A 24898-nucleotide genomic window follows, 5' to 3' on the forward strand; every position below is an offset into this window, starting at 1 on the left:
GTGACGACACGCCGCCGGCGGTGCCCGCTGAGCCCGGCGCGGGCGGGCACACTGTGCCGAGCGGGTTGACTCGCACTTTCCTTTGATGATCGGGGTTGACGTTTGTACCGGGTTTTCGAGGCGCTCGACGAGCTGGTCGCCATCGTCGAAGAGGCGCGCGGCGTCCCGATGACCGCAGGCTGCGTGGTGCCGCGCGGGGACGTGCTGGAGCTGCTCGACGACGTGCGTGACGCCATCCCCGGCGAGCTCGACGACGCCCAGGACGTGATCGACCACCGGGACAAGGTGGTGGGCGACGCCCGCGCCGAGGCCGAGAGCACCGTGGCCGCGGCCAACGCGGAGGCCAAGGCCACGCTGGCCAGTGCCCGCGCCGAGGCCGAGCGGATGGTGGCGCAGGCCCGCGACCGCGCCGAGCAGATCATCACCGACGCCCAGGGGCAGGCCTCGCGCACCATCGACGAGGGCGAGCGGGAGTTCGAGAAGCTCACCTCCCGTGCCCGGGCCGAGGCCGAGCGCATGGTCACCGCCGGCGAGAGCTCCTACGAGCGCTCGGTCAGCGAGGGCGAGGCCGAGCAGCGCCGCCTGGTGTCGCAGACCGAGATCGTTCAGGTGGCCAGGGACGAGTCGGCCAAGATCATCGACGCCGCCCACGACGAGTCCGACCGCCTGCGAGCGGAGTGTGACGTCTACGTGGACACCAAGCTGGCGACCTTCGAGGAGACCCTCACCGGCACCCTGCGCACCATCACCCGCGGCCGCCAGCAGCTGCGGGCCGGGCTCGGCACCCCCGACTACCGCAGCTGAGCGCCCGGCCGAGCGCGGCCACCCTGCCTCGCGCGTATCGTGGTGTGGTTGCCCGGTGCTGAGCCGGCGACACCGCGGTACCGCTGGGCGCACCGTCGCGCCCCGGAGCTCCTCCCGCGAGCACCCACGTGAGACACCCATGAACTGAGACCTGCAAGGAGACACGAGCAGCCGTCATGCCAGCACACAGTCACTCCGGCACGCACGTGGACCCGTCTGCACCCCTGGTGCTGGACACCCGCGAGCTCGGCCGCCGGCCGGGCAGCATGCGCACCGTCGAGCGCACCGTCGACGCCCCGGAACGCATCGGGCTGGAGCTCATCGCGGTGCCCCAGGGCGACCCGCTGGAGCTCGACCTGCGCCTGGAGTCGGTGATGGAGGGCGTGCTCGTCAGCGGCACCGTCACCGCGTCGGCGGTCGGCGAGTGCTCGCGCTGCCTGGAGACCTTCACCCGGCCGGTGCAGATCACCCTCACCGAGCTGTACTACTACCCGGCCAAGACGCCGCAGCAGGCCGAGGAGGACGACGAGGCCAGGATGGTCGAGGACGAGCTGATCGACCTCGCCCCGGCCGTCACCGAGGCCATCGTGCTCGACCTGCCGCTGCAGCCGTTGTGCTCGGAGGACTGCCCCGGACTGTGCGCCCAGTGTGGTGTTCAGCTGGCGATTGCAGAACCCGGGCACGGGCATGAGACCATAGATCCCCGTTGGGCCGCGCTGTCGGCCAAGCTCGACCAGGCCGGTGTTCCGGAGCCCAGCGCCAAGCACAGCACCGATGACGGTGCGCCAACCGATCTCGAGGAGAAGTAGTCGTGGCCGTCCCGAAGCGCAAGATGTCCCGTGCCAACACCAGGGACCGCCGTAGCCAGTGGAAGACCACTGCTCCCACCCTGGTGACCTGCCCCAACCGGGCGTGTGGCGAGCAGAAGCTCCCGCACATCGCCTGCCCGTCCTGCGGCACCTACAACAACCGTCAGGTCACCGCGGTCTGAGTCCGCGGGATCAACGGTGGGTAGCAAGCACACAGACGGAGCGGTTCTCGACCGCGGTCCGCTGCTGACGGCACTCGGGGTCGATCTCGACCCCGAGCTGCTGACGCTCGCACTCACGCACCGCTCGTACGCGTACGAGAACGGTGGCCTGCCGACCAACGAGCGGCTGGAGTTCCTCGGGGACTCCGTGCTCGGGCTGGCAGTCACCGAGCGGCTCTACCGCACCCTGCCGGACAAGTCCGAGGGTGTGCTCGCCAAGATCCGGGCCAGCGTGGTCAACATGCACGCGCTGGCCGGGGTCGCCCGCACCCTCGGCGAGGGTGGGCTCGGTGCGTACCTCTTGCTGGGCAAGGGTGAAGAGCTCACCGGCGGCCGGGACAAGACCAGCATCCTGGCCGACGGCATGGAGTCGCTGCTGGGGGCCATCCACCTGCAGCACGGCATCGAGACCGCCCGCGAGGTGGTGGAGCGGCTGTTCCACACGCTGCTCACCGAGGCGCCGCTGCTGGGGGCCGGCCTGGACTGGAAGACCAGCCTGCAGGAGCTCACCTCCGAGCGCGGCCTGGGCGTGCCCGTCTACGACGTGCAGTCCAGCGGCCCCGATCACCTCAAGGAGTTCCAGGCGCGCGTGCTCGTCTCGGGGGACACCCTGGGGGTGGGCTCCGGCCGCAGCAAGAAGGAGGCGGAGCAGAAGGCCGCCTCCACCGCCTGGCGCGCCCTGTCGGCGGCCGAGACCCCCGTCGAGGCTGAGGGAACCACCTCCCCCTCCGGAGCCTGAGTGCCCGAGCTGCCCGAGGTCGAGGTGGTCCGTCGCGGCCTCGTCGAGCACGTGGTCGGCCACGTCGTGGAGTCCGTCGAGGTTCGCCACCCCCGCGCGGTGCGGCGCCACCTCGCCGGCGCCGACGACCTCGTGCTCGGCCTGCTCGGCGCGCGCCTGGTCAGCGCCGACCGTCGGGGCAAGTACCTGTGGCTGCAGGCCGACACCGTCGAGCGCGGTCGGCAGGCCGTGGTGGTGCACCTGGGCATGAGCGGGCAGATGCGAGTGCAGCCGGTGGGCGCCCCGGACGAGAAGCACCTGCGCATCCGGGTGCGGCTGCGGGCCACCGCCGACGAGCCGGCCAGCGAGCTGCGGTTCGTGGACCAGCGCACCTTCGGCGGCTGGGCGGTGGAGGAGCTGGAGCCGGTGGACGGCGTCCTGCTGCCCCGGCCGGTCACCCACATCGCCCGCGACCCCCTGGACCCCGACTTCGATGCCGAGGCCGTGGTGACCGCGATGCGGCGCAGGCACACCGAGGTCAAGCGGGCGCTGCTGGACCAGACCCTGGTCTCCGGCATCGGCAACATCTACGCCGACGAGGCCCTGTGGCGCGCCCAGCTGCACGGCCGGCGCCCCACCGACCGGCTCAGCCGCGCCCAGGCCCGCGAGCTGCTCAGCCGGGCCGCCGAGGTGATGCGCGAGGCGCTGGCCCAGGGTGGGACGTCCTTCGACGCGCTCTACGTCAACGTCAACGGTGACTCCGGCTACTTCGACCGCTCGCTGGCGGCCTACGGCCAGGCGGGCCGGCCGTGCCCGCGGTGCGGGCACAGCATCGTGCGGGAGAGCTTCATGAACCGCTCCTCGTTCAGCTGCCCGTCCTGCCAGCCGCCCCCGCGGGCCCGTCGCAGCAGCAGCCGGACACCCACCGGCCTCAGCTCCGCCGGCGGTGCGGCACGAACTCCAGCACCAGGAACGCGGCCAGCACGAACGCCACCTGGCGCAGCCTGACCATCGCGAACCGCTGTCCGTCCAGCGCCCGGAACTTGCGCACGAAGCGGTACAGCGACTCGATGCGGATCAGCGGGTCGAGCAGGTGGGTGGCGACGTACACCGCCTGCTGGCCCGCCCCCCGGTGGGTGGACTCGAAGATCTCCGGGAACGCCGCGAACGCCAGCGACACCTTCTCCCCGCCGTGCTCCTTGCCGTGGTGCACCATGTCCACGCTGAGCCGCTCGTCCACCCCGTTGGGGGCGTCGGCGGAGCGGTAGGGCACGTCCAGGGTGAGCATGCGGCCCTCGTCGGCCGTGGCGTAGCGGTGGAACGCCACCGCCCGCCCCTCGGCGTCGCGGGCGATGGCCAGCAGGATGCCCGGCGTCCGGCCGTCGAGCAGGTGGTCCAGGATCATCGAGAAGCCCCGGTTGGCGTGCCGGTGGTCGCTACTGGCGACGAGCCGGCGCAGCTCGGCCAGCGTCTCCTTGTCCAGGCCCCGCTCGGAGCGGACCTCGGTGGTGATCCCCGCGTTGTGGGTGCGCTGCACCGCCTGGCGGAGGTTGCGCCACTGCCGGCCCTGCAGGGTGAAGGAGGCGACGTCGATCACCACGTCACGCCCGATGGGCACCGTCCGCAGCCCGTGCCTGCTCCACAGCGGTGCGCAGTACTCGCCGGCGGCGAGCACCGCCACCCGCCAGCCGTTGCTGCGGCAGTGCGCCTGGAACTCCTCGATGAGGTCGGCGAAGTCGGTGCGCTCGCCCACCGGGTCCCCGGCGACGGCGGCGATGCCCAGGCGGGCCCGGTAGCCGAGCGCCGCGGTGCCGTCGCTGTTGAAGAAGTAGCCCTTGGCCGAGTGCATCACGAAGGGCGCCAGCGGGTCGTCCCGGGAGCGGTTGACCAGTGCGAAGACCCGGCCCAGCTCCTCGGGCGCGGCCTTGGTCGTCTTGGGGAACACCAGCACGGCACCGGCCAGGGCCAGGGCGATGAAGCCCAGCACCCCGCGGCCGCTGTCGTAGGCCAGCCGGGCGATGACCGCCAGCGCGACGGCGCCGAGCACGTGGTTGCGGGTGAGCGGCCGCCGCAGGTAGAGCCCGCGCAGCAGGAAGAAGATGGCCAGGCCGAGCGCGTAGGGCCAGGACCACTGCAGGTCGCCGAGGCGTCCGACGGTCTGGTCCTGGGTGGTGTCCAGGAACGAGGCGAGCCCGCTCACCCGGGATCCTGGCGCTTCTTGACCTCCAGGATGGCCGCGGGCACCCGGCCGTCGGCGTCGATCGGGGTCCACGGCTCGCTGGGCACCCACTGCGAGCCGCACCCGGCACAGACGTGCAGGTCTTCCTCCGCGCGGCTGGCCCGCCAAGAACACAGCGAGCGGCAGGCGTTGACGACCAACCCGCGCTGTCCCACCCCTGCAGAATAGGCGGCATGCCTGATCCGACGACCGACACGCTTCCCGTCCGCCTCGCCGCATGGGTGCACGGTCACGTGCAGGGCGTCGGCTTCCGCTGGTGGACCCGCTCGAGGGCGCTGGAGCTGGGCCTGGTGGGCAGCGCCAGCAACCAGCGCGACGGTCGGGTGCTGGTGGTCGCCGAGGGCCCCCGCGCGCAGTGCGAGCAGCTGCTGCAGGCGCTGCGCGGGGGCGCGACCCCGGGCGCCGTGGACACCGTGGTGCACACCTGGGAGCCGGCGCGCGGCGGCCTGCACGGCTTCGTGGAGCGGTAGCGCCGGGTACCGTTCCCTGGTGCACCTGAAGAGCCTCACGCTGAAGGGATTCAAGTCCTTCGCCTCGGCCACCACGCTGCGCTTCGAGCCTGGAATCACCTGTGTGGTGGGGCCCAACGGGTCTGGCAAGTCCAACGTGGTTGACGCGCTCACCTGGGTGATGGGTGAGCAGGGCGCCAAGGCGCTGCGCGGGGGCAAGATGGAGGACGTCATCTTCGCCGGCACCTCCGGGCGCGCTCCGCTGGGCCGCGCCGAGGTCACCCTCACCATCGACAACTCCGACGGCGCCCTGCCGATCGACTACGCCGAGGTGTCCATCACCCGGCGGATGTTCCGCGACGGCGCCAGCGAGTACGAGATCAACGGCAGCTCGTGCCGGTTGATGGACGTGCAGGAGCTGCTCAGCGACTCCGGTATCGGCCGGGAGATGCACGTCATCGTCGGGCAGGGACGCCTGGCCACCATCCTGGAGTCGCGGCCGGAGGACCGCCGCGCCTTCATCGAGGAGGCGGCCGGCGTCCTCAAGCACCGCAAGCGCAAGGAGAAGGCGCTGCGCAAGCTCGACTCCATGCAGGCCAACCTGGCGCGGCTGGGCGACCTGACCACCGAGCTGCGCCGCCAGCTGAAGCCGCTGGGCAAGCAGGCGGAGGTGGCGCGCCGTGCGCAGACCGTGCAGGCCGACCTGCGCGACGCCCGGCTGCGCCTCGCCGCCGACGACCTGGTGACCCGCCGCGCCGAGCTGGACCGGGGCGTCACCGACGAGGCCGCCGCCCGCGCCCAGCAGGAGCAGGTGCAGGCCGAGCTGGCCCGCGCCGAGCAGCAGGTGGCCCTCAGCGAGGCCCTGGTGGCCGAGCTGGCCCCGGCCGCCACGGCTGCGCAGGACACCTGGCTGCGGCTGTCGGCCCTGCAGGAGCGGATGAGCGCCACCGTGCGGGTGGCGGCCGACCGGGCCCGCCACCTCAGCGCTCCGGTGGCCGACACCCGCCCCGGCCGCGACCCTGAGCAGCTGGAGGCCGAGGCCGAGCGTGCCGCCGAGCTGGAGGCCGAGCTGGAGGCGGCGATGGTGGCCGCCCAGGCCGAGCTGGCGACCGCGCAGCAGCGGCGCACCGAGCTGGAGCGGGCGCTGACCGCCGCCGAGAAGGCACACCTGGCCGCGGTGCGGGCCATCGCCGACCGGCGCGAGGGCCTGGCCCGGCTGTCCGGGCAGGTGGACACCCTGCGCTCGCGCAGCGAGTCCGGCGCCGCCGAGATCGAGCGGCTGAGCACCTCCCTGGCCGAGGCGCGCGCCCGCGGCGAGGAGGCTGCGCGCGAGTTCGCGGCGGTGCAGGCCGAGATCAGCGACCTCGACGCCGGCGAGCTGGGGCTGGACGACCGTCACGAGCGGGCGGTGGCCGCGCACGCCGCGGCCCAGCAGCGGGTGAGCGAGCTGCTCGAGGCCGAGCGCGAGGCGGGCCAGGCGGTGGCCTCGGGCCGCGCGACGGTGGCGGCGCTGTCGGTGGGGCTGGCCCGCAAGGACGGCGCTGGGTGGTTGGTCGAGCACCACCAGGTGCTCGGCACCGCCGCCCAGCGGCTGCGGGTGCGCACCGGTTACGAGGCGGCCGTGGCGGCCGCGCTCGGTCCGCTGGCCGACGCGGTGGTGGTGGCCGGCCAGCAGTCGGTGCTGCCCGCGCTGGAGGCGCTCAAGGCCGCGGACGGTGGACGGACCGGGCTGCTGGTGACCGACGCCGCGGCGCCACTCGGGCAGCGCCCCGCCGTGGCGCTGACCGACGGCGCGCGCTGGGCCGGTGAGCTGGTGGACTGCGACGACGCGCTGCGCCCCGCGGTGCAGGCCCTGCTGTGCGACGTCGTGGTCGTCGAGCAGCTCGGCCAGGCGGACGCCCTGACCGCCGCCGGGGTGCGGGTGGTGACCCAGGAGGGTGACCTGCTGGGCGCCGGGTGGGCGCTGGGTGGCTCGGACCGTCCGGCCAGCACCCTGGAGGTGCAGGCCGCGGTGGACGAGGCGACCGCCGCCGTGCAGGCCGCCGAGCAGCGCGCCGAGCAGCTGGCCGGTGCCCTCACCGGCGCACGGGAGGAGGAGAAGGAGCGGGCACAGAACGTCGACCTGACCCTGGCCGCGCTGAACGAGTCCGACGCAGAGCTGGCCGCGGTGGCCGAGCGCCTCGGTCGGCTGGGCCAGACCGTGCGCACCGCGGAGAGCGAGGTGGCGCGGCTGGCCGCCCAGCGGGAGAAGCTGGAGACTGCCCGGGCGGAGCGGCTCACGGCGCTGGCCGAGCTGGAGCAGCGCCTGGCCCACGCCCAGGCCGAGCCGGGGGAGGACGAGCCCACCACGGCCGAGCGCGACGCAGCCGCCGTCGCGCTGAGCACCGCCCGCGCCGCCGAGGTGGAGGCCCGGCTGGCCCTGCGCACCGCGGAGGAGCGAGCCGGGTCGGTGCGCGGCAGGGCCGACGCCCTGCGGCGCAGTGCCCGCGCCGAGCGCGACGCCCGGGTGCGGGCGGAGAACGCGCTGCGCACCCGTCGGCACGCCGCCGCGGTGGCGGAGGCGGTGGCCGAGGGCGGGCAGCGGGCGCAGCAGCACGTGCAGCAGGTGCTGGCCGCGGCGGTGGCCGAGCGCGACGCCGTCACCGCGCGCCGCACCACGGCCGAGGCGGAGCTGCGCGTCACGCGGGAGAGCACCCGCAGCCTGGCCCAGCAGCTCGCCGCGCTCACCGACGCGGTGCACCGCGACGAGGTCGCCAGGGCCCAGGCGGCGCTGCGGGTGGAGCAGCTGGCGGAGACGATCGTGGCCACCCACGCCATCGGCCTGGACGAGCTGGTCGCCGAGTACGGCCCGGACGTGCCGCTGCCGCCCACCGCGCAGGAGCTGGCCGAGCACGCCGCCGCCCGGGAGCGCGGCGAGCAGGTGAGCGCCCCGCCGCCCATGCCCTACGACCGCGCCACCCAGGAGCAGCGGGTGGCCCGCGCCGAGCGGGACCTGCGCACCCTGGGCAAGGTGAACCCGCTGGCGCTGGAGGAGTTCGCCGCCCTGGAGGAGCGCTACCAGTTCCTGGCCACCCAGCTGGAGGACGTCAAGGCCACCCGCAAGGACCTGCTGGGCGTGGTCGCTGACGTGGACCGACGGATCCTGGAGGTGTTCACCGCGGCCTACCACGACGTGGCGGCGGAGTTCGGCGCCGTGTTCGCCACGCTGTTCCCCGGCGGGGAGGGCCGGCTGGTGCTGACCGACCCCGACGACATGCTCACCACCGGCATCGAGGTGGAGGCGCGTCCACCGGGCAAGCGGGTCAAGCGGCTGTCCCTGCTGTCCGGCGGTGAGAAGTCGCTGACCGCGGTGGCCATGCTGGTCGCGATCTTCCGGGCGCGGCCGTCGCCGTTCTACGTGATGGACGAGGTGGAGGCGGCGCTGGACGACACCAACCTGCGGCGGCTGATCACCTTGTTCGAGCAGCTGCGGGAGCGCTCCCAGCTGATCGTCATCACCCACCAGAAGGCGACCATGGAGGTTGCCGACGCCCTGTACGGGGTGAGCATGCGGGGGGACGGCATCACCACCGTCATCTCCCAGCGGATGCGCAGGCAGCCCACGGGCGAGCCGGCACCCGCCGGCTAGTCCCGCCCTGTCGCCCGGGGGCCTCCTCCCCACTGGGCCGTTAGGGTCTCGGCGGCCGGCGACTGGCACGATGGCGCTCGTGGAAACCTGGGTCTGGATCGTCATAGCCGTAGCCGCGCTGCTCATCCTGCTGCTCGTGGCGGGGCTGGTGCTGCGCCGTCGTCGTCAGGTGCGCCTCTCGGTGGGGCAGCGAGAGAGCACCGCCACCCCGACCGGCTACCGCGCGGACAGACCGATCAGCTTCAGCGGCGGGTCCACGGCTCCGCCTGCTCCGTCGCCGGTGGCACCCACCCTGCCGGAGACCCCAGAGTCTCCGGAGACCGAGCGCGAGCCGGCGGTCGGCGACGACGCGTCGATCCCGCGGGACTCCGAGCGCCGCACGCTGGTCAACGTCGACCTGCCCGACGCCGAGACGGCCGCGGCCGCGCCGCGCGCACCGGTGGAGACCGAGGCCGCTGCGCCCGAGACCGCCGAGACCGACACAGCAGCACCCGAGACCGCAGCACCCGAGACCGAGACCGCAGCACCCGAGACCGAGACCGTCGAGACCGCCGAGACCGAGACGGTCACGCCGGAGCCGACGGCGGAGCCCCGTGAGGAGATCGCCCCCACGGCGGGCCGGCTGGACCGGTTGCGCGGACGGCTCTCGCGCTCCCAGTCCGCAGTCGGGCAGAGCCTGCTGGGCCTGCTCGGCGCCGGCGACCTCGACGAGGACTCCTGGGAGGAGGTCGAGGACACCCTGCTGATGGCCGACCTCGGCACCGCCACCACCGTCGCGGTGGTCACCGAGCTGCGCGAGAAGATCGCCAGTCGCAACGTCCGCACCACCGAGCAGGCCCGTGCCCTGCTGCGCGAGGTCCTGGTCAACCAGCTGCACCCGGAGATGGACCGCTCCATCGCCGCCCTGCCGCACGCCGACCACCCGTCGGTGCTGCTGGTCGTGGGGGTCAACGGCACCGGCAAGACCACCACCACCGGCAAGCTCGCCCGGGTGCTGGTGGCCGACGGCCGGCGCGTGCTGCTCGGTGCGGCAGACACCTTCCGCGCCGCCGCGGCCGACCAGCTGCAGACCTGGGGCGAGCGCGTGGGCGCCGAGGTGGTGCGGGGCAAGGAGTCGGCCGACCCGGCCGCCGTGGCCTTCGACGCCGTCGCCAAGGGCACCGAGCTGGGCGTGGACGTGGTGCTCATCGACACCGCGGGACGCCTGCACACCAAGACCGGGCTGATGGACGAGCTGGGCAAGGTCAAGCGGGTGGTGGAGAAGAAGGCCGCGGTGGACGAGGTGCTGCTGGTGCTGGACGCCACCACCGGCCAGAACGGCCTGCTGCAGGCCCGCGTGTTCTCCGAGGTGGTCACCGTCACCGGGGTGGTGCTCACCAAGCTCGACGGCACGGCCAAGGGTGGCATCGTCTTCCAGGTGCAGCGCGAGCTGGGCGTGCCGGTCAAGCTGGTGGGCCTGGGCGAGGGTGCCGACGACCTGGCCCCCTTCGTCCCGGAGGCGTTCATCGACGCCCTGCTGGGCTAGCCCGCCGCGCCCGGTGACGCGGGCGCGGCCGTGAGGACCAGGCGAACCTGTGTGACTGCCGTAAACACGGACGTAACATGAGCGCCCCATCGTTCATCTCTGGGCAACAGTGGTGCTGCACAGGGGAAACACCGAACGGGGACTCTCTCCTCACAACCAGAGCCAGGGGGCATGCCCTAGGCCGGGGCAGGAGGAGGCAAGCCAGGTGAACTTCCCGACGATGGGCGTTCCGGACACAGGCGACACCGCGTGGATGCTGATCAGCGCGGCGCTTGTGCTGTTGATGACGCCAGGACTGGCGTTCTTCTACGGGGGCATGGTCCGAGCCAAGGGCGTGCTCAACATGATGATGATGAGCATCAGCGCCATGGGGGTCGTTGGCGTGCTCTGGGTGCTCTACGGCTACTCGGTCGCCTTTGGCGAGGACAAGGGCAACCTCATCGGTGACCCCACCCAGTACTTCGGGCTCAAGGGCCTGATCAGCGGCAACGGCTCCGCGGCCGTCGCCGAGGACGCTGCCGCCGGCATCGAGGCGGCCGACGTGGTGAACATCCCGCTGGTCGGCACCATGCCCGCCACGGTCTTCGTCGCCTTCCAGGCGATGTTCGCCATCCTCACCGTCGCCCTGATCTCTGGTGCGGTCGCCGACCGGATGAAGTTCAGCGCCTGGCTGGTCTTCGCGGGTCTGTGGGCCACGATCGTGTACTTCCCGGTGGCGCACTGGGTGTTCGCCTTCGACGGGGTCACCGCCGAGACGGGTGGCTGGATCGCCAACAAGCTCGCTGCCATCGACTTCGCCGGTGGTACCGCGGTGCACATCAACGCCGGTGCGGCCGCGCTGGTCCTGGTGCTCGTCCTCGGCAAGCGCCGCGGCTGGCCCAAGGACCCGATGCGCCCGCACAACCTGCCCTTCGTGATGCTCGGCTCCGGCCTGCTGTGGTTCGGCTGGTTCGGCTTCAACGCCGGCTCCGCCACCAGCGCCAACGGCACCGCGGGCACCACCTTCATCACCACCGTCGTCGCCACCTGCATCTCGATGCTGGCCTGGCTGCTGGTGGAGCGCGTCCGGGACGGTCACGCCACCAGCCTCGGCGGTGCGTCGGGCATCGTCGCCGGCCTGGTCGCCATCACCCCGGCCTGCTCCTCGGTGAACGTGCTGGGTGCGCTGGTCATCGGTGCGGTCGCCGGCGTGTTCTGCGCCCTGGCCGTCGGACTGAAGTACCGCTTCGGCTACGACGACTCGCTCGACGTGGTCGGCGTCCACCTGGTCGGTGGAATCATCGGCACCCTGCTGGTCGGCCTGGTGGCCACCTCGGAGGCTCCGGCCGGTGTCGACGGACTGTTCTACGGTGGCGGCGTCGACCAGCTGTGGCGCCAAGCGGTGGGTGCCGGCGCAGTGCTGGCCTTCTCGCTGGTGGTCACGGCGATCATCGCCCTCGCCATCAAGGTGACCATGGGTCTCCGCGTGGAGGACGAGGCTGAGATGATGGGGATCGACGAATCGCAGCACGCTGAGTCCGGCTACGACCTTGCACCGATCAGTGGTGGTGCACTGGGCATGACCGGGGGACAGTCAAAGCCGAACTCGATCCTGGCAGCATCTGCCAGCAAGGAGGCCTGATCATGAAGCTCATCACGGCGATCATCAAGCCGTTCACGCTCGAAGACGTCAAGACTGCGCTCGAGCAGCTGGGCGTGCTCGGCATGACCGTCAGCGAGGTCCAGGGCTACGGCCGGCAGAAGGGCCACACCGAGGTCTACCGCGGTGCCGAGTACTCGGTGGACTTCGTGCCCAAGGTGCGCGTGGAGGTCGTCGTGGACGACTCGGTGGCCGACAAGGTCATCGACGTGGTCGTCGAGGCCGCGCGCACCGGCAAGATCGGGGACGGCAAGGTCTGGTCCTCCCCGGTGGAGACCATGGTGCGGGTGCGCACCGGTGAGCGGGGCCCGGACGCGCTGTGACGCGCCCACGGTGACCAGCCTCCCTGCACGACGTCGCGGACCCTCGTCCGCCGGAACTCCCGGTTACGCACCGGTGAGGGCCCGGCGGGCGGGGGTCCGTGTCTGTGTGGGCGTGCTGGCCCACCTCGCTGACCGGCTCACCTCGCTGACGGACCCACCTCGCTGACCGGCCTACATCTCTGACCAGGACGGAGCTCCACCCATGCAGCCCGACTACGACCCGGTGCACGACCTCGTCGAGGGGCGGGCCAAGCTTCTGGCCAACGGCGACGCGCTGTCGGCCGCCGAGCTGCGCGCGGCCCTGCTCACCCTGCACGAGCACTGGCTGGTGCAGCGCGCCGACGAGCTCGGCATCACCGCCGGCAGCGGCATGGCCATCATGGCCGTCGGCGGGCTGGGCCGGCGCGAGCTGCTGCCGCACTCCGACCTCGACCTGGTGCTGCTGCACGGCAAGGGCGCCCCGAGCGGCATCGCCGAGATCGCCGACCGGCTCTGGTACCCGCTGTGGGACGCCCACGTGCAGCTCGACCACAGCGTGCGCACCCCGGCCCAGGCACTGGCCGTGGCCGCCGAGGACGTCACCGCGGCGCTGGGCATGCTGGAGCTGCGGCCCATCGCCGGCGACACCGAGCTGGCCGGCGGGCTGGTTGGCTCGGTGTACGCCCAGTGGCGCAGCGGCATCCGCAACCGCCTGGACGAGCTGGCCGAGCAGGCCCACGAGCGCTGGGAGCGCGTGGGGGAGGTGGCTCACCGGGTGGAGCCTGACCTCAAGCACGGCCGCGGTGGGCTGCGCGACCTGCAGCTGCTCTCCGCGCTGGCTGCCGCCCAGGTGATCAACCGGACGCCCGGGCTCAGCGAGCACTCGCCCGGCGGCGGACTGCCCCGTGCGCACGCCCTGCTGCTGGACGTGCGCACCGAGCTGCACCGCGTGTCCGGCCGCGCCCGCGACGTGCTGCGCGCGCAGGACGCCGACGAGATCGCCGTCGCGCTGGGCCGCGGTGACCGCTTCACCCTGGCGCGGGAGCTCAGCGACGCCGCCCGCACCGTCAGCTACTCGGTGGAGGTGGGCCTGCGCACCGCCCGCAGCGCGCTGCCCCGCCGCGGCCTGGCCACCCTGCGCCGCGCCCCCGTGCGCCGGCCGCTGGCCGAGGGCGTGGTGGAGCACGGGGGCGAGGTGGCGCTGGCCAAGGGGGTGCGGGCCGGCACCGATCCCGCGCTGTCGCTGCGGGTGGCCCTGGCGTCGGCCCGCACCGGGCTGCCCATCGCCGGCTCCACCCTCAACGCGCTGGCCGATGCCCCGCCCCAGGAGGCCCCGGTGTGGCCGCGGCCGATGCTGGCCAACTTCCTCGCCCTGCTGGGCACCGGGCGGGCGGTGATCGGCTCCATCGAGGCCCTCGACCGCGCCGACCTGTGGTGCACCCTGGTGCCGGAGTGGTCGACGGTGCGCGACCTGCCGCCCCGCGACGCCGCCCATGTCTGGTCGGTGGACCGCCACCTGATGGAGACGTGCGCCTACGCCGGCTCGCTGACCACCCGGGTGTCGCGGCCGGACCTGCTGCTGGTGGGCGCGCTGCTGCACGACATCGCCAAGGGGCTGCCCGGTGACCACAGCGAGGTCGGCGCCGAGATGATCCAGCCGATCGCCCGCCGGATGGGTCTGCCCGAGGCCGACGTGCAGACGCTGTCGGCGATGGTGCGCCACCACCTGCTGCTGCCGGTGACGGCGTCCCGCCGCGACCTCAACGACCCCGCCACCATCGAGGCCGTGGTGGACGCCGTGGGCGGCGACCGCGTGCTGCTGGAGCTGCTGCACGCCCTCACCGAGGCCGACTCCCGTGCCACCGGCCCTGGCATGTGGGGCAGCTGGAAGGCGTCCCTGGTGGAGCAGCTGGTGAGCCGCTGCCGGCTGATGACCCGAGGCGAGCCGCTGCCGGAGATGGAGCCGCTCTCGGTGGAGCACCGCGCGCTGGCGGAGGCCGGCAAGCTGTCGGTGACGCTGGAGCCGGCCACCACCGACACCCCCATGCTGGTGCGGGTGGTGGCCCCGGACGCCCACAACGTGCTCGCTGCCGCTGCCGGGGTGCTGGCCCTGCACTCGCTGCGGGTGCACTCTGCGTCGGTGCGCGAGCACGCCGGCGCCGCGGTGGACACCTTCATGGTCTCGCCCCGCTTCGGCAGCCCGCCCGACGTGGCCCTGCTGCGCCAGGACCTGGCCCGAGCGCTGCGCGACGACGCCGAGCTGGCCCAGCGGCTGGCGGCCAAGGAGGCCACCTACGGTGAGCACGCCACCGACGGCACCGAGTCGCGGGTGCTCTGGGTGGACGAGGGCGTCGGCCCGGCCGTGCTGGAGCTCCGCGCGGCCGACCGGACGGGGCTGCTCTACCGGGTGGCCGCCGTGCTGCAGCAGCGCGGGGTGCAGATCGAGTGGGCGCGCGTGGAGACGATGGGCTCGTCGGTGGCGGACGCGTTCGGCCTGCACCTGGGCGACGCCGACACCCCAGTGCTGCGCAAGGAGCTCACCGCGGCGGTGCTGGCCGTCACCCGCTGAGCGCTCCGTCGTCGTGCAGCTGCCCGCGGAGCCGGAACTTCTGGATCTTGCCGGTGCCGGTCTTGGGCAGCGGCCCGAAGTGCACCTGCTTGGGCGCCTTGAAGTGGGCCAGGCGGGCACGGACGTGGTCGATCAGCTCGCGCTCGGTGGCCTCAGCCCCCTCGCGCAGCACCACGAAGGCGGCCACCGACTCGCCCCACCGGGGGTCGGGCGCGGCGACCACCGCGCTCTCCAGCACGGCGGGGTGGGAGTCCAGCGCCTGCTCCACCTCGATGGAGGCGATGTTCTCCCCGCCGGAGATGATCACGTCCTTGGAGCGGTCGCGGAGCTCGACGTAGCCGTCGGGGTGCAGCACGCCGATGTCGCCGGTGCGAAACCACCCCTCGTGCTCGGCGGCCCTGGTGGCGTCCGGGTCGCGGTAGTAGCCGAGCATCACGTTGTTGCCGCGCAGCAGCACCTCACCGGTGGTGGAGGCGTCGGCGGGCACGTCGGCCCCGGCGGAGTCCACCACCCGCAGCGGCAGGCTCACCAGGTTGGCCACCCCCTGACGGGCGCGCAGCCGCGCCTGCTCAGCGGCGTCCAGGTCGTCCCACTCCGGGCGCCAGTCGCAGATCGCGGCCGGGCCGTAGGTCTCGGTGAGCCCGTACAGGTGGGTGACGTCCAGGCGCAGGGCGGCCATCCGCTCCAGCAGCGCAGGCGAGGGCGGAGCGCCCCCGGTGCACACCGTGACGGTGCGCTCCGCCGGGGCAGCGTCGGGCGAGCCCGCCACGCCGACCAGCACGGTGGGTGCGGCGCACAGGTGGGTGATGCCCTCCTCGCGGATGGCCTGCCACACCGCGTCGGCCGCGACGGTGCGCAGCGTGTGGTGCACCCCGCCGGCCGCGGTGACCGCCCACGGGAAGCACCACCCGTTGCAGTGGAACATCGGCAGCGTCCACAGGTACACCGACCGCGCGTCCAGCCCGGTCTGGGCGGTCATGGCCAGCGCCTGCAGGTAGGCCCCGCGGTGGGAGTACATGACGCCCTTGGGCTTGCCCGTGGTGCCGCTGGTGTAGTTCAGCGACAGCAGCGACCACTCGTCGGTCACCGGAACCCGCAGCGGCTCCGCGGCCGCCAGCAGCGCCTCGTAGCCGTCCTCCGGCCCGCCGGCGACCACCAGCTGCACCGCGGGGTCCACCAGCGCGTGCACGGCGCGGCCGAGCTCGAGCAGGTCGGCGTCCACCACCAGCACCACCGACCCGGCGTGGGTGACGATCCAGGCCAGCTCGGCGGCGCTGAGGCGGGTGTTCAGCGCGTTCAGCACTGCACCGGCCATCGGCACCCCGTAGTGCGCCTCCAGCGCCACCGCCGAGTTCGGCGCCAGCACCGACACCCGGTCGCCGGGGCGCACCCCGATGCTGGCGAGCGCCCCGGCCAGGCGGTCGCATCGCTCAGCCAGCTCGCCGTAGGTGCGCCGGACGTCGCCGTCCACCAGCGCCAGCCGGTCGGTGTGCACCACCCGGGCGCGGTCCAGGAACGCGGTGGGCGTGAGGGGGACAGGGCCAAAAGGCGTGGTCACAGGCCTGAGCGTAAGCCTGCGGGTGCCGTGTCAGCCGATGCGAGCGGCGGCTGAGGCCATGCCCAGCCAGGTGTGCGGGTTGCCGCCCCAGCACCAGCCCAGTCGCGGCGCGCCCTTGCTCACCCAGACCCCGGTGACCCGCTTGTCGCCGGCCCGGGAGCCGAGCATCTGGAAACAGGTGCGCTCGCGCAGCCACTCCGGGTGCTGCACCGCCACGGCCAGCCCCTCCTCCAGGGTCAGCGGCGTGCGCCCAGTCCCCAGGATCGTGCTGAGCGCGTCGTCGGGGCGGACGTTGCGGGTCTCCTCCCCGGCGTCCACGTCGACCAGCAGGTACAGCGGTGCGTCGGGCAGCTCGACGTCGGCGGTGGGGACGAACCGGGCCAGGTCGTCCGCTGCCATGGTGGTGAAGCCGGTCTTGGTCCTCAGCCGGGCCAGCTCCACCAGCCGCTCCGGCGCCAGCAGCTCCCGGCTGGTGACCAGCACGAACGGCTCGGCGGGCAGGTGCTCGCGCAGCGGGGCGGCCAGCGTGCGCAGCCGGTCCTCGGTGATCCCGGCGAGGGTGGGAAAGCCGGCGTCGACGAGCCGGTCCAGCTGCCGGTCGAGCTCGGCCGTGGCGGTGGGGCTGGGGGTGCGGGCTGGGCTGGCGACAGACATGGGGCACTCCTCCTCGGCAGCGGCGGTGCGAGGTCAACGACCGAGCGCCCGGCGAAGTTCCGGCTAGCGGCGCGGACGGACCATCCCCCGGCCGGTGACCAGCGGTAGGTCGAGAGCGGTGCGCAGCCCGGGGGCCGCGGCCACCACTGCGGGGATCGCGTTGACCAGCCGCATCGCGGTGGCGTTGAGGGTGGCGTCGTTGTGGACCCCGGTGGGCGAGTGCGCCACCAGGTCCAGGGTGTAGCTGGGCTCGCCGGTGATCTCCACCCGGTAGCTGCCCTCCGGTCCGGCCGGCTGGGGCCAGTGCGGCGCCAGGTCGGCGCGCAGCCGGGTGACGTGCTCGAGCACCAGCACCGCGGCCCCGTCCACCATGCCGCGGACGGCGAAGCGCAGTGCGGCTGCGGTGCCCTCGGCGATGGTGCCGGAGCGGATGGTGAAGGTCTCCGGGGCGGGGAGGCGCTCGTGCACCTCGGTGACCTCGTCCAGCTCCACCCCGAGCCCGGCGGCCAGCTGGCGCACCACGCTGCCCCAGGCCAGCGACAGCACCCCGGGCTGCAGCAGCATCGGCGTCTCGTCCATCGGCCGGCCGAAGCCCATGATGTCGAACAGCACGGTGGGGTTGTCGTAGGTGGCGTAGTCCACGATCTCCGAGCACCACACCTGCTCGATCTCCCGACAGGTGCCGGTGAGCACCAGCGGCAGCCAGTCGTTGGCGAAGCCGGGGTCGATGCCGTTGACGAACAACGAGGCGCCGCCCTCGGCCGCGGCTCGGCTCAGTGGCTCGTAGACCTCCGGCGGCAGCACGCCCACCGGGTACTGCAGGAAGACCGGCCCGCTGGCCACCACGTTGATCCCGGCACGCAGGAACCCGGTCAGGTCCGCCAGCGCCTCGGACAGCCGGTTGTCGCTCATCGCGGTGTAGACGATGCAGTCGGGCTGCAGCGCCAGCAGCTCGGCGGCGTCGTTGCTGGCGGGCACCCCGAGCGCGGTGTCCAGCCCGGCCAGCTCCCCGGCGTCGCGGCCCACCTTGGCGGGGTCGGACACCCAGACGCCGACCAGCTCCAGCTCCGGGTGCGCGGCCACACCGGCCACCGCGTGCCGGCCCACGTTGCCGGTGCTCCACTGCACCACCCGAGCGCCCATCGCCGACCCCCTGACTGTGGTGCACGTCACCGTGCGGCGAGGCTAGCCGGTGTGTGGCAGCCGGCGGGGACGGAGCGCGGCCGGCAGCAGCCGGCGTCGCGCCTCGTCCGGCTGGATGCGCAGGGCGGTGATGGTGGTGGCCAGCATCTCGTAGTGACCCACCAGCAGGCACAGCTCGATGCACTGCGGCTCCTCCAGGTGCCCGCGCAGCTGGGCCCAGGTGGCGTCGTCGAGGTCCAGGTGGGTGTGCAGGGCGTCCACGGCGTGCAGCAGGGTGCGCTCGCGGGCCGACCAGCCCGGCGCGTCGGGGCCGTCGGCCACGCGCTGCAGGTCAGCGTCGGTGACTCCGGCGCGGCGGCCCAGCCGGACGTGGTGCTCGTGCTCGTAGCGGTTGCCGCGCAGGTGGGCCACCCGCAGGATCACCAGCTCGCTCTCCCGCCGGGGGAGGGTGCCGCCGGGCATCAGCCTTCCGGCGAAGTGCAGCCAGCCGCGGAACAGCCGACGGTGGCGACCCAGGGTGGTGAACAGGTGTGGGGCAGCGGTGCCCGCGGTGAGCCCAGCGAGCTGGGCGAAGCCCCAGGTCGCGAACCCGATGTCCGTGCGGCCACCGGGAGCGACGCGGGGCGTGCTCACGCGTGGTCGCCGGGCTGGGCGGTGGTGAGCGGGGCGTTCTCGGTGCGCGCGATCCGCAGGCTGTCCTGCAGGCCGTTCTGGGTGGCGCGGTCGGTCACCCGCTGGGCCAGCGAGCGGATGTGCAGCACCGGTCCCACCCAGCCAGGCGCCACCACCCGGCGGGAGCGGCGGGCGATGCCCCGCTCGAGGGCGTCCACGCCCAGCGACAGGGGCGCCACCTTGGACAACGGCTTCTTCTTGCTCAGCGCCGTGGCTGCCTCGGTGCCGAACCCGCGGCTGGTCATGTCGGTGTCGAGCTCGGCGAAGTAGGCCAGGCCGACCTTGGCCCCGGACGCGGCCAGCTCCACCCGCAGGGTGTTGCCCAGCGCCTCGACCGCGGCCTTGGACGCGCTGTAGGCGCCGAGCAGCGGGGCCTGCACGGCCGCCGCCAGGGACGACACCGCCACTGCGTAGCCGCGGTCGTGGCTGATGTGCGGGCCCGCCGCGCGCAGCAGGTAGTAGGTGCCCAGGACGTTGACCTGCAGGGTGCGCTCCAGCACCGACGGGTCGCCGCCGAGCATCGGCATCTGGGCGGCCACCCCGGCGTTGGAGACCACCACGTCAAGCCCGCCGAGCCGCTGCACCACCTCGGTGACGGCGGCGTCCACCTCGGTCTGCACCGCCACGTTGCACTCCAGCCAGGGCGCGTCCCCACAGCTGCGGGCCACCTCGGCGAGCAGCTCCGGCTCCAGGCCGATCAGGGCCACCCGCGCCCCGCGCTCGTGCAGCCGCCGGGCCAGCGCGGCTCCGATGCCGCGGGCTGCTCCGGAGATGAGGATGCGGCGTCCGCTCAGGTCAGCGGGCTGGGAGTGGGTCATGGCTCCCAACCTAACAACATTCGTGACACCAGTGTTCGTTACGGCGGGCCGACGGGGGGCGCGCGGGTGCCGTCCGGTGGTGCGGGCCCGCGCGGAACACCCGGGGTGAGGTGGGCCGACTAGGCTGTCGTCACCAACCCACCCGGCGTCACCGCCGGGGGGACCCCCGCCCAGCAATTGCAACGGGAGCGCGCTCGGTGTTCGAATCCCTCTCCGACAGACTGACAGGCACGCTGAAGGACCTGCGTGGCAAGGGCCGGCTCTCCGACGCGGACGTTGATGCCACGTCCCGCGAGATCCGCCTGGCCCTGCTTGAGGCCGACGTCGCGCTGCCCGTCGTGCGTGCCTTCGTGGCCAAGGTCAAGGAGCGCGCCAAGGGCGCGGAGGTCTCCGGCGCGCTGAACCCGGCACAGCAGGTCGTCAAGATCGTCAACGAGGAGCTCGTCACCATCCTCGGTGGCGAGACCCGCAGGCTGACCTACGCCAAGAACCCGCCGACGGTGATCATGCTGGCGGGCCTGCAGGGTGCGGGAAAGACCACGCTGGCCGGCAAGCTCGCCGCGTGGCTGCGCAAGCAGGGCCACACCCCGATGCTGGTGGCCTGCGACCTGCAGCGCCCCAACGCCGTCACCCAGCTGCAGGTGGTGGGTGAGCGGGCCGGCGTGCCGGTGTTCGCCCCCGAGCCCGGCAACGGCGTGGGTGACCCGGTGGACGTGGCCCGGCGCGGCATCGCCGACGCCCGCGCCCGCCAGTACGACGTGGTCATCGTGGACACCGCCGGCCGCCTGGGCATCGACTCCGAGCTGATGCAGCAGGCGGCGGACATCCGTGACGCCGTGCAGCCGGACGAGACCCTGTTCGTGCTCGACGCCATGGTCGGCCAGGACGCCGTCACCACCGCCAACGCCTTCCGCGACGGCGTGGGCTTCACCGGCGTGGTGCTCACCAAGCTCGACGGCGACGCCCGCGGTGGCGCCGCGCTGAGCGTGCGCGAGGTCACCGGCCAGCCCATCCTGTTCGCCTCCACCGGGGAGAAGCTGGAGGACTTCGACGTCTTCCACCCCGACCGGATGGCCAGCCGCATCCTGGGCATGGGCGACGTGCTCAGCCTCATCGAGCAGGCCGAGCAGGTCTTCGACCAGGAGCAGGCCGAGGCCACCGCGGCGAAGATGGGATCCGGCCAGCTCACGCTGGAGGACTTCCTCGAGCAGATGATGGCCGTGCGCAAGATGGGGCCCATCGCCAACCTGCTGGGCATGCTGCCCGGGGCGGGCGACATGAAGGAGGCCCTGGGCCAGGTCGACGAGAAGCAGCTGGACCGCATCCAGGCGATCATCCGCGGCATGACCCCGGCCGAGCGGGCCGACCCGAAGATCATCAACGCCTCCCGCCGGCTGCGCATCGCCAACGGCTCCGGCGTCAAGGTCTCCGACGTCAACCAGCTGGTGGACCGCTTCTTCGACGCCCGCAAGATGATGGCCCAGATGTCCGGTCGCTTCGGCCTGCCCGGCTCCGGTGGCGGCCAGCGCAAGGCGGTGCGCGGCAAGAAGGGCAAGAAGGGCAAGAAGGGCGGGCGCGGGCCCACCCAGCCCAAGGTGCGCGGTGGCTTCCCGGGCATGCCGGGTGGCCTGCCCGCCGGGCTGGACCTGCCGGGCCTGGCCGGCTCCGGTCCCGCCGGGTCGATCAACGAGCTCCCGCCGGGCCTGGCCGGGTTCGATCCCTCTCAGCTGAAGCTGCCCAAGTCGCCGAAGAAGTGACCGTGGCGGGGGGAGCGCCGAGGTGGCACCTGCAGGGCGTGGCCCTGCCGGACGGCGAGCCCACCGAGCTGTGGGTGGCCGACGGCCGGATCAGCACCGAGCCGGTGGCTGGCGCGGAGACGCTGTGCACCTCCGGGTGGATCCTGCCGGGGCTGGTGGACGCGCACTGCCACGTGGGCATCGGCCCGCAGGGCCCGGTGGAGCTGGACGAGGCCTACGCGCAGGCGGAGACCGAGCGCGACGCCGGGGTGCTGCTTCTGCGCGACGCCGGCTCGCCGGTGGACACCCGCGGCTTTGACGCTCACGACGAGCTGCCGCGCATCATCCGCGCCGGCCGCCACCTCGCCCGGCCCAAGCGCTACATCCCCACCCTCGGCATCGAGCTGGACGACGAGGCGCTGCTGCCCGAGGCGGTGGCCGCGCAGGCCGCCGCCGGAGACGGCTGGGTGAAGCTGGTGGGGGACTGGATCGACCGGGAGACCGGCGACCTCGCTCCACTCTGGAGCGACGAGGTGCTGGTGGCGGCGATCAGCGCGGCCCACGACGCCGGCGCCCGGGTGACCGCGCACGTCTTCGGCGAGGAGGCGCTGCCCGGGCTGGTGCGGGCGGGCATCGACTGCCTGGAGCACGGCACCGGGCTCACCGACGACGTCATCGACCTGATGGTGGAGCACGGCACCGAGCTGGTGCCCACCCTCATCAACATCGAGAACTTCCCGTCCATCGCCGACGGCGCGTCGAGGTACCCCCGCTACGCCGCGCACATGCGCGACCTGCACGCCCGGGTGGGTGCGACGGTGCGCAGCGCCGTGGAGGCGGGCGTGCCGGTGTACGCGGGCACCGACGCCGGCGGCGGCATCAAGCACGGCCGCATCGTGGACGAGGTCGTCGCCCTGCACCGCTGTGGGCTCAGCGCGCACGACGCCGTGGGCTCGGCCAGCTGGGACGCGCGCACCTGGCTGGGCCGCCCCGCGTTGCAGCACGGCACCTCGGCGGACCTGCTGGTGTACGACACCGACCCGCGCACCGACCTCGACGTGCTGCGCAGCCCGGCGCACGTGCTGCTGCGGGGACGCCGGCACGCCTGAGCGCCCACCCGCCCCAGCGCGGCGACAGGCCGGGATTCGGCTGTCGCGGGGCAACGTGGCAAGATGGGAGGCTGCTCGCCGCGCCAGGCCACCTGTGACCTGGCGGGGCGGTCACACCCCCCAACTGCAAAACCGGATGGGCACGCTCGTGCGCATCGCTGAATTGCACCGTGACCAACTGCTAGGAGCACTACTTCGTGGCTGTCAAGATCAAGCTCATGCGACTCGGCAAGATTCGCTCGCCCCACTACCGCATCGTGGTCGCCGACTCGCGCACCCGCCGCAACGGCCGCGCCATCGAGACCATCGGCAAGTACCACCCCAAGGAGGAGCCGAGCCTCATCGACATCGACTCCGACCGGGCGCAGTACTGGCTGGGCGTCGGCGCGCAGGCGACCGAGCCCGTCGAGGCGCTGCTGAAGATCACCGGTGACTGGCAGAAGTTCAAGGGCCTGCCCGGCGCCGAGGGCACCCTCCGCACCGCCGCGCCCAAGCCCTCCAAGCTGGAGCTCTTCCAGGCGGCGCTCGCCCAGGCCGACCAGGAGCCTGCCGGCGAGGCCACCACGCCCAAGAAGAAGGCCAAGAAGGCTGACTCCGAGGCCGCAGATGCCAAGGCCACCGACGCCAAGGCCACCGACGCCAAGGCCACCGAGGCCAAGGACGCCGACGCGAAGTGACCGTCGTCGCTGACGCCGTGGAGCACCTGGTGCGCGGCATCGTCTCCAACCCTGACGACGTCCGCGTCGACATGGTGACGGGGCGGCGGGGTCGCACCATCGAGGTGCACGTGAGCCCGGACGACCTCGGCAAGGTGATCGGCCGTGGTGGTCGCACCGCCACGGCGCTGCGCACCCTGGTCAGCGCCATCGGCGGTCGCGGCGTCCGCGTCGACGTCGTCGACACCGACCGCTGAGCACCTCCAGCGGTTCAGCAACGAAGCAGGGAAAAGTAGTGGAGCTGGTCATCGGCCGCGTCGCGCGCGCTCACGGCGTGCACGGCGAGGTGGTCGTCGAGGTACGCACCGACGACCCGGAGGAGCGCTTCGCTGCGGGCACCGTGCTGCACGGGCGCAAGCCCCGTGCCAAGCAGGGTGCCAGCTACACGGTGGCAGCCGCCCGGAACCACTCCGGGCGGCTGCTGCTGCGTCTGGAGGAGGTGGCCGACCGGGCCGCGGCCGACGAGCTGCGCGGCACGCTGTTCCTCGTCGACTCCGCCGAGCTGCCGCCCTCGGACGAGCCCGACGCCTTCTACGACCACGAGCTCGAGGGCTTGTCGGTGGTGCTGGCGGACGGCTCCGCGGTGGGCACCGTGCGGGAGGTGCTGCACACCCCGGGCGGCGAGCTGCTGTCGGTGCGCCCGGCCGGGGCGGACAAGGGGGAGCACCTGGTGCCGTTCGTCGCGGCCATCGTCACCGAGGTGGACCTGCAGGCGGGCACCGTCACCATCGACCCGCCCGACGGACTGCTGGAGGTCTGAGCGGTGCGGGTGGACGTGGTCACCATCTTCCCCGAGTACCTCGAGCCGCTGCGGACGTCGTTGCTGGGCCGGGCGATCGAGCGCGGCCTGGTGGAGGTCGGCGTGCACGACCTGCGGGACTGGACCCACGACGTGCACAAGGCCGTGGACGACTCGCCCTACGGGGGCGGGCCGGGCATGGTGATGAAGCCCACGGTGTGGGGGCCGGCGCTGGACGACGTGTGCGCCGGCGACCCGCCCCCGCTGCTGGTGGTGCCCACCCCGGCGGGCATCCCGTTCACCCAGCAGCTGGCCCAGCAGTGGTCGACCGAGCCGCGACTGGTGTTCGCGTGCGGGCGCTACGAGGGCATCGACCAGCGCGTGGTGGACGACGCCGCCCGCCGGATGCGCGTGCAGGAGGTCTCCCTCGGCGACTACGTGCTCATCGGCGGCGAGGTCGCGGTGCTGGTGATGGTGGAGGCCGTGGTGCGGCTGCTGCCCGGGGTGCTGGGCAACAAGCAGTCGGCGCTGGAGGACTCCTTCTCCGACGGGCTGCTCGAGGGCCCCAGCTACACCCGGCCGGAGACCTGGCGCGACCTGGAGGTGCCCGCGGTGCTGCGCAGCGGTGACCACGCCCGGATCGCGGCGTGGCGGCGCGAGCAGTCGCTGCGTCGCACGGCCGAGCGTCGCCCGGACCTGCTCGACGCGGCCGCCCGGGAGCAGCTCGGCCTGCCCGCAGTCACTGACGGCGATCCGGTCCGGGGCGGCTAGGGCCTCGTCGCGGGACCCCGCAGTTTCGCGGAGCGGGGGGCCGTCTGGCACACTTGAGTGGTTGCCTCGTGCAGGCAGC

At 73.2% G+C, this 24898-nt stretch carries 22 protein-coding genes and 1 pseudogene; 17 read left to right on the forward strand and 6 right to left on the reverse strand.

Features of this window, described 5'->3' with window-relative positions:
- Window positions 1-102 precede the first annotated feature (102 nt).
- The 5 genes and pseudogenes from ELX43_RS06815 to mutM form a co-directional block, all read left to right on the forward strand.
- Window positions 103-804 carry a DivIVA domain-containing protein gene (locus ELX43_RS06815; protein WP_127782704.1) on the forward strand — a complete coding sequence of 234 codons (702 nt, stop codon included), beginning with the start codon at window positions 103-105 and terminating at the stop codon, window positions 802-804.
- A gap of 176 nt (window positions 805-980) precedes the next feature.
- On the forward strand, window positions 981-1613 hold the full coding sequence (locus tag ELX43_RS06820; RefSeq protein ID WP_127782705.1) for a DUF177 domain-containing protein: 633 nt from the start codon (window positions 981-983) through the stop codon (window positions 1611-1613).
- A gap of 2 nt (window positions 1614-1615) precedes the next feature.
- Window positions 1616-1795, forward strand: coding sequence for a 50S ribosomal protein L32 (gene rpmF, locus ELX43_RS06825; protein ID WP_127782706.1), 180 nt, complete (start codon window positions 1616-1618; stop codon window positions 1793-1795).
- Between the two features lie 16 nt (window positions 1796-1811).
- Complete coding sequence (gene rnc, locus ELX43_RS06830) at window positions 1812-2573, forward strand: ribonuclease III (RefSeq protein ID WP_127782707.1); 762 nt, start codon at window positions 1812-1814, stop codon at window positions 2571-2573.
- A pseudogene (mutM, locus tag ELX43_RS06835) lies at window positions 2574-3464 on the forward strand (bifunctional DNA-formamidopyrimidine glycosylase/DNA-(apurinic or apyrimidinic site) lyase); the annotation flags it as partial.
- Between the two features lie 19 nt (window positions 3465-3483).
- Here the strand turns inward: mutM and ELX43_RS06840 are convergent.
- Entirely contained in the window at window positions 3484-4752 is a 1269-nt protein-coding gene (locus ELX43_RS06840; RefSeq protein WP_127782709.1) for a phosphatidylglycerol lysyltransferase domain-containing protein, read from the reverse strand.
- A 212-nt stretch (window positions 4753-4964) separates the two neighbouring features.
- On the opposite strand from ELX43_RS06840, the gene ELX43_RS06850 reads away from it, so the two are divergent.
- The 6 genes from ELX43_RS06850 (at window position 4965) to ELX43_RS06875 (ending at window position 14903) form a co-directional block, all read left to right on the forward strand.
- Complete coding sequence (locus ELX43_RS06850) at window positions 4965-5261, forward strand: acylphosphatase (protein WP_127782711.1); 297 nt, start codon at window positions 4965-4967, stop codon at window positions 5259-5261.
- 19 nt (window positions 5262-5280) lie between these two features.
- Window positions 5281-8868 carry a chromosome segregation protein SMC gene (gene smc, locus ELX43_RS06855; protein WP_127782712.1) on the forward strand — a complete coding sequence of 1196 codons (3588 nt, stop codon included), beginning with the start codon at window positions 5281-5283 and terminating at the stop codon, window positions 8866-8868.
- Between the two features lie 79 nt (window positions 8869-8947).
- Entirely contained in the window at window positions 8948-10393 is a 1446-nt protein-coding gene (gene ftsY / locus ELX43_RS06860; RefSeq protein WP_127782713.1) for a signal recognition particle-docking protein FtsY, read from the forward strand.
- Window positions 10394-10613: 220 nt separating this feature from the next.
- The gene (locus tag ELX43_RS06865) at window positions 10614-12014 is read left to right on the forward strand and encodes an ammonium transporter (RefSeq protein ID WP_127784739.1); all 1401 of its coding nucleotides are present in this window, start codon (window positions 10614-10616) and stop codon (window positions 12012-12014) included.
- A gap of 2 nt (window positions 12015-12016) precedes the next feature.
- Window positions 12017-12355: a P-II family nitrogen regulator gene (locus ELX43_RS06870; protein ID WP_127782714.1), complete on the forward strand. Its 339-nt coding sequence runs from the start codon at window positions 12017-12019 to the stop codon at window positions 12353-12355.
- A gap of 202 nt (window positions 12356-12557) precedes the next feature.
- Window positions 12558-14903 carry a [protein-PII] uridylyltransferase gene (locus tag ELX43_RS06875; RefSeq protein WP_127782715.1) on the forward strand — a complete coding sequence of 782 codons (2346 nt, stop codon included), beginning with the start codon at window positions 12558-12560 and terminating at the stop codon, window positions 14901-14903.
- On the opposite strand, the gene ELX43_RS06880 is transcribed toward ELX43_RS06875, so the two are convergent.
- The 5 genes from ELX43_RS06880 to ELX43_RS06900 all read right to left on the reverse strand — a co-directional run bounded on the left by ELX43_RS06880 (window position 14893) and on the right by ELX43_RS06900 (window position 19748).
- Window positions 14893-16461, reverse strand: a complete 1569-nt coding sequence (locus ELX43_RS06880; protein WP_127782716.1) for an acyl--CoA ligase family protein — start codon at window positions 16459-16461, stop codon at window positions 14893-14895. The genes ELX43_RS06875 and ELX43_RS06880 overlap by 11 nt on opposite strands.
- Before the next feature lie 30 nt (window positions 16462-16491).
- A complete protein-coding gene (locus tag ELX43_RS06885; protein ID WP_127782717.1) occupies window positions 16492-17115 on the reverse strand; it encodes a DUF5701 family protein in 624 nt (207 codons plus the stop codon).
- Between the two features lie 63 nt (window positions 17116-17178).
- Window positions 17179-18258: a diacylglycerol kinase gene (locus ELX43_RS06890; protein ID WP_127782718.1), complete on the reverse strand. Its 1080-nt coding sequence runs from the start codon at window positions 18256-18258 to the stop codon at window positions 17179-17181.
- A gap of 42 nt (window positions 18259-18300) precedes the next feature.
- Entirely contained in the window at window positions 18301-18891 is a 591-nt protein-coding gene (locus ELX43_RS06895) for a carboxymuconolactone decarboxylase family protein (RefSeq protein ID WP_127782719.1), read from the reverse strand.
- Window positions 18888-19748 (reverse strand): SDR family NAD(P)-dependent oxidoreductase, encoded by an 861-nt coding sequence (locus ELX43_RS06900; RefSeq protein WP_127782720.1) that lies wholly within the window; start codon window positions 19746-19748, stop codon window positions 18888-18890. Before ELX43_RS06900 ends, ELX43_RS06895 begins: the two co-directional genes overlap by 4 nt.
- 197 nt (window positions 19749-19945) lie before the next feature.
- On the opposite strand from ELX43_RS06900, the gene ffh reads away from it, so the two are divergent.
- From ffh to trmD, 6 genes are all read left to right on the forward strand, one after another.
- Window positions 19946-21505, forward strand: coding sequence for a signal recognition particle protein (gene ffh / locus ELX43_RS06905; RefSeq protein WP_127782721.1), 1560 nt, complete (start codon window positions 19946-19948; stop codon window positions 21503-21505).
- A gap of 2 nt (window positions 21506-21507) precedes the next feature.
- Entirely contained in the window at window positions 21508-22593 is a 1086-nt protein-coding gene (locus tag ELX43_RS06910; protein WP_206518131.1) for an amidohydrolase family protein, read from the forward strand.
- Window positions 22594-22790: 197 nt separating this feature from the next.
- A complete protein-coding gene (gene rpsP, locus ELX43_RS06915; protein WP_127782723.1) occupies window positions 22791-23270 on the forward strand; it encodes a 30S ribosomal protein S16 in 480 nt (159 codons plus the stop codon).
- Complete coding sequence (locus tag ELX43_RS06920) at window positions 23267-23506, forward strand: RNA-binding protein (protein ID WP_127782724.1); 240 nt, start codon at window positions 23267-23269, stop codon at window positions 23504-23506. Before rpsP ends, ELX43_RS06920 begins: the two co-directional genes overlap by 4 nt.
- 38 nt (window positions 23507-23544) lie before the next feature.
- The gene (gene rimM / locus ELX43_RS06925; RefSeq protein ID WP_127782725.1) at window positions 23545-24069 is read left to right on the forward strand and encodes a ribosome maturation factor RimM; all 525 of its coding nucleotides are present in this window, start codon (window positions 23545-23547) and stop codon (window positions 24067-24069) included.
- A gap of 3 nt (window positions 24070-24072) precedes the next feature.
- Window positions 24073-24819: a tRNA (guanosine(37)-N1)-methyltransferase TrmD gene (trmD, locus tag ELX43_RS06930; protein WP_127782726.1), complete on the forward strand. Its 747-nt coding sequence runs from the start codon at window positions 24073-24075 to the stop codon at window positions 24817-24819.
- The last annotated feature ends 79 nt before the right edge of the window (window positions 24820-24898 follow it).

Origin of the sequence: Rhodococcus sp. X156 (assembly GCF_004006015.1) — a bacterium.
Lineage (GTDB): Bacteria > Actinomycetota > Actinomycetes > Mycobacteriales > Mycobacteriaceae > X156.

Excerpts from the sequence above, each read along its gene's own strand:
- ELX43_RS06870 (WP_127782714.1), top strand. The coding sequence starts at position 12,017 with ATGAAGCTCATCACGGCGATCATCAAGCCGTTCACGCTCGAAGACGTC.
- ELX43_RS06885 (WP_127782717.1), bottom strand. The coding sequence starts at position 17,115 with ATGTCTGTCGCCAGCCCAGCCCGCACCCCCAGCCCCACCGCCACGGCC.
- ELX43_RS06875 (WP_127782715.1), top strand. The coding sequence starts at position 12,558 with ATGCAGCCCGACTACGACCCGGTGCACGACCTCGTCGAGGGGCGGGCC.
- ELX43_RS06850 (WP_127782711.1), top strand. The coding sequence starts at position 4,965 with ATGCCTGATCCGACGACCGACACGCTTCCCGTCCGCCTCGCCGCATGG.
- ELX43_RS06820 (WP_127782705.1), top strand. The coding sequence starts at position 981 with ATGCCAGCACACAGTCACTCCGGCACGCACGTGGACCCGTCTGCACCC.
- ELX43_RS06890 (WP_127782718.1), bottom strand. The coding sequence starts at position 18,258 with ATGGGCGCTCGGGTGGTGCAGTGGAGCACCGGCAACGTGGGCCGGCAC.
- ELX43_RS06865 (WP_127784739.1), top strand. The coding sequence starts at position 10,614 with ATGGGCGTTCCGGACACAGGCGACACCGCGTGGATGCTGATCAGCGCG.
- ELX43_RS06900 (WP_127782720.1), bottom strand. The coding sequence starts at position 19,748 with ATGACCCACTCCCAGCCCGCTGACCTGAGCGGACGCCGCATCCTCATC.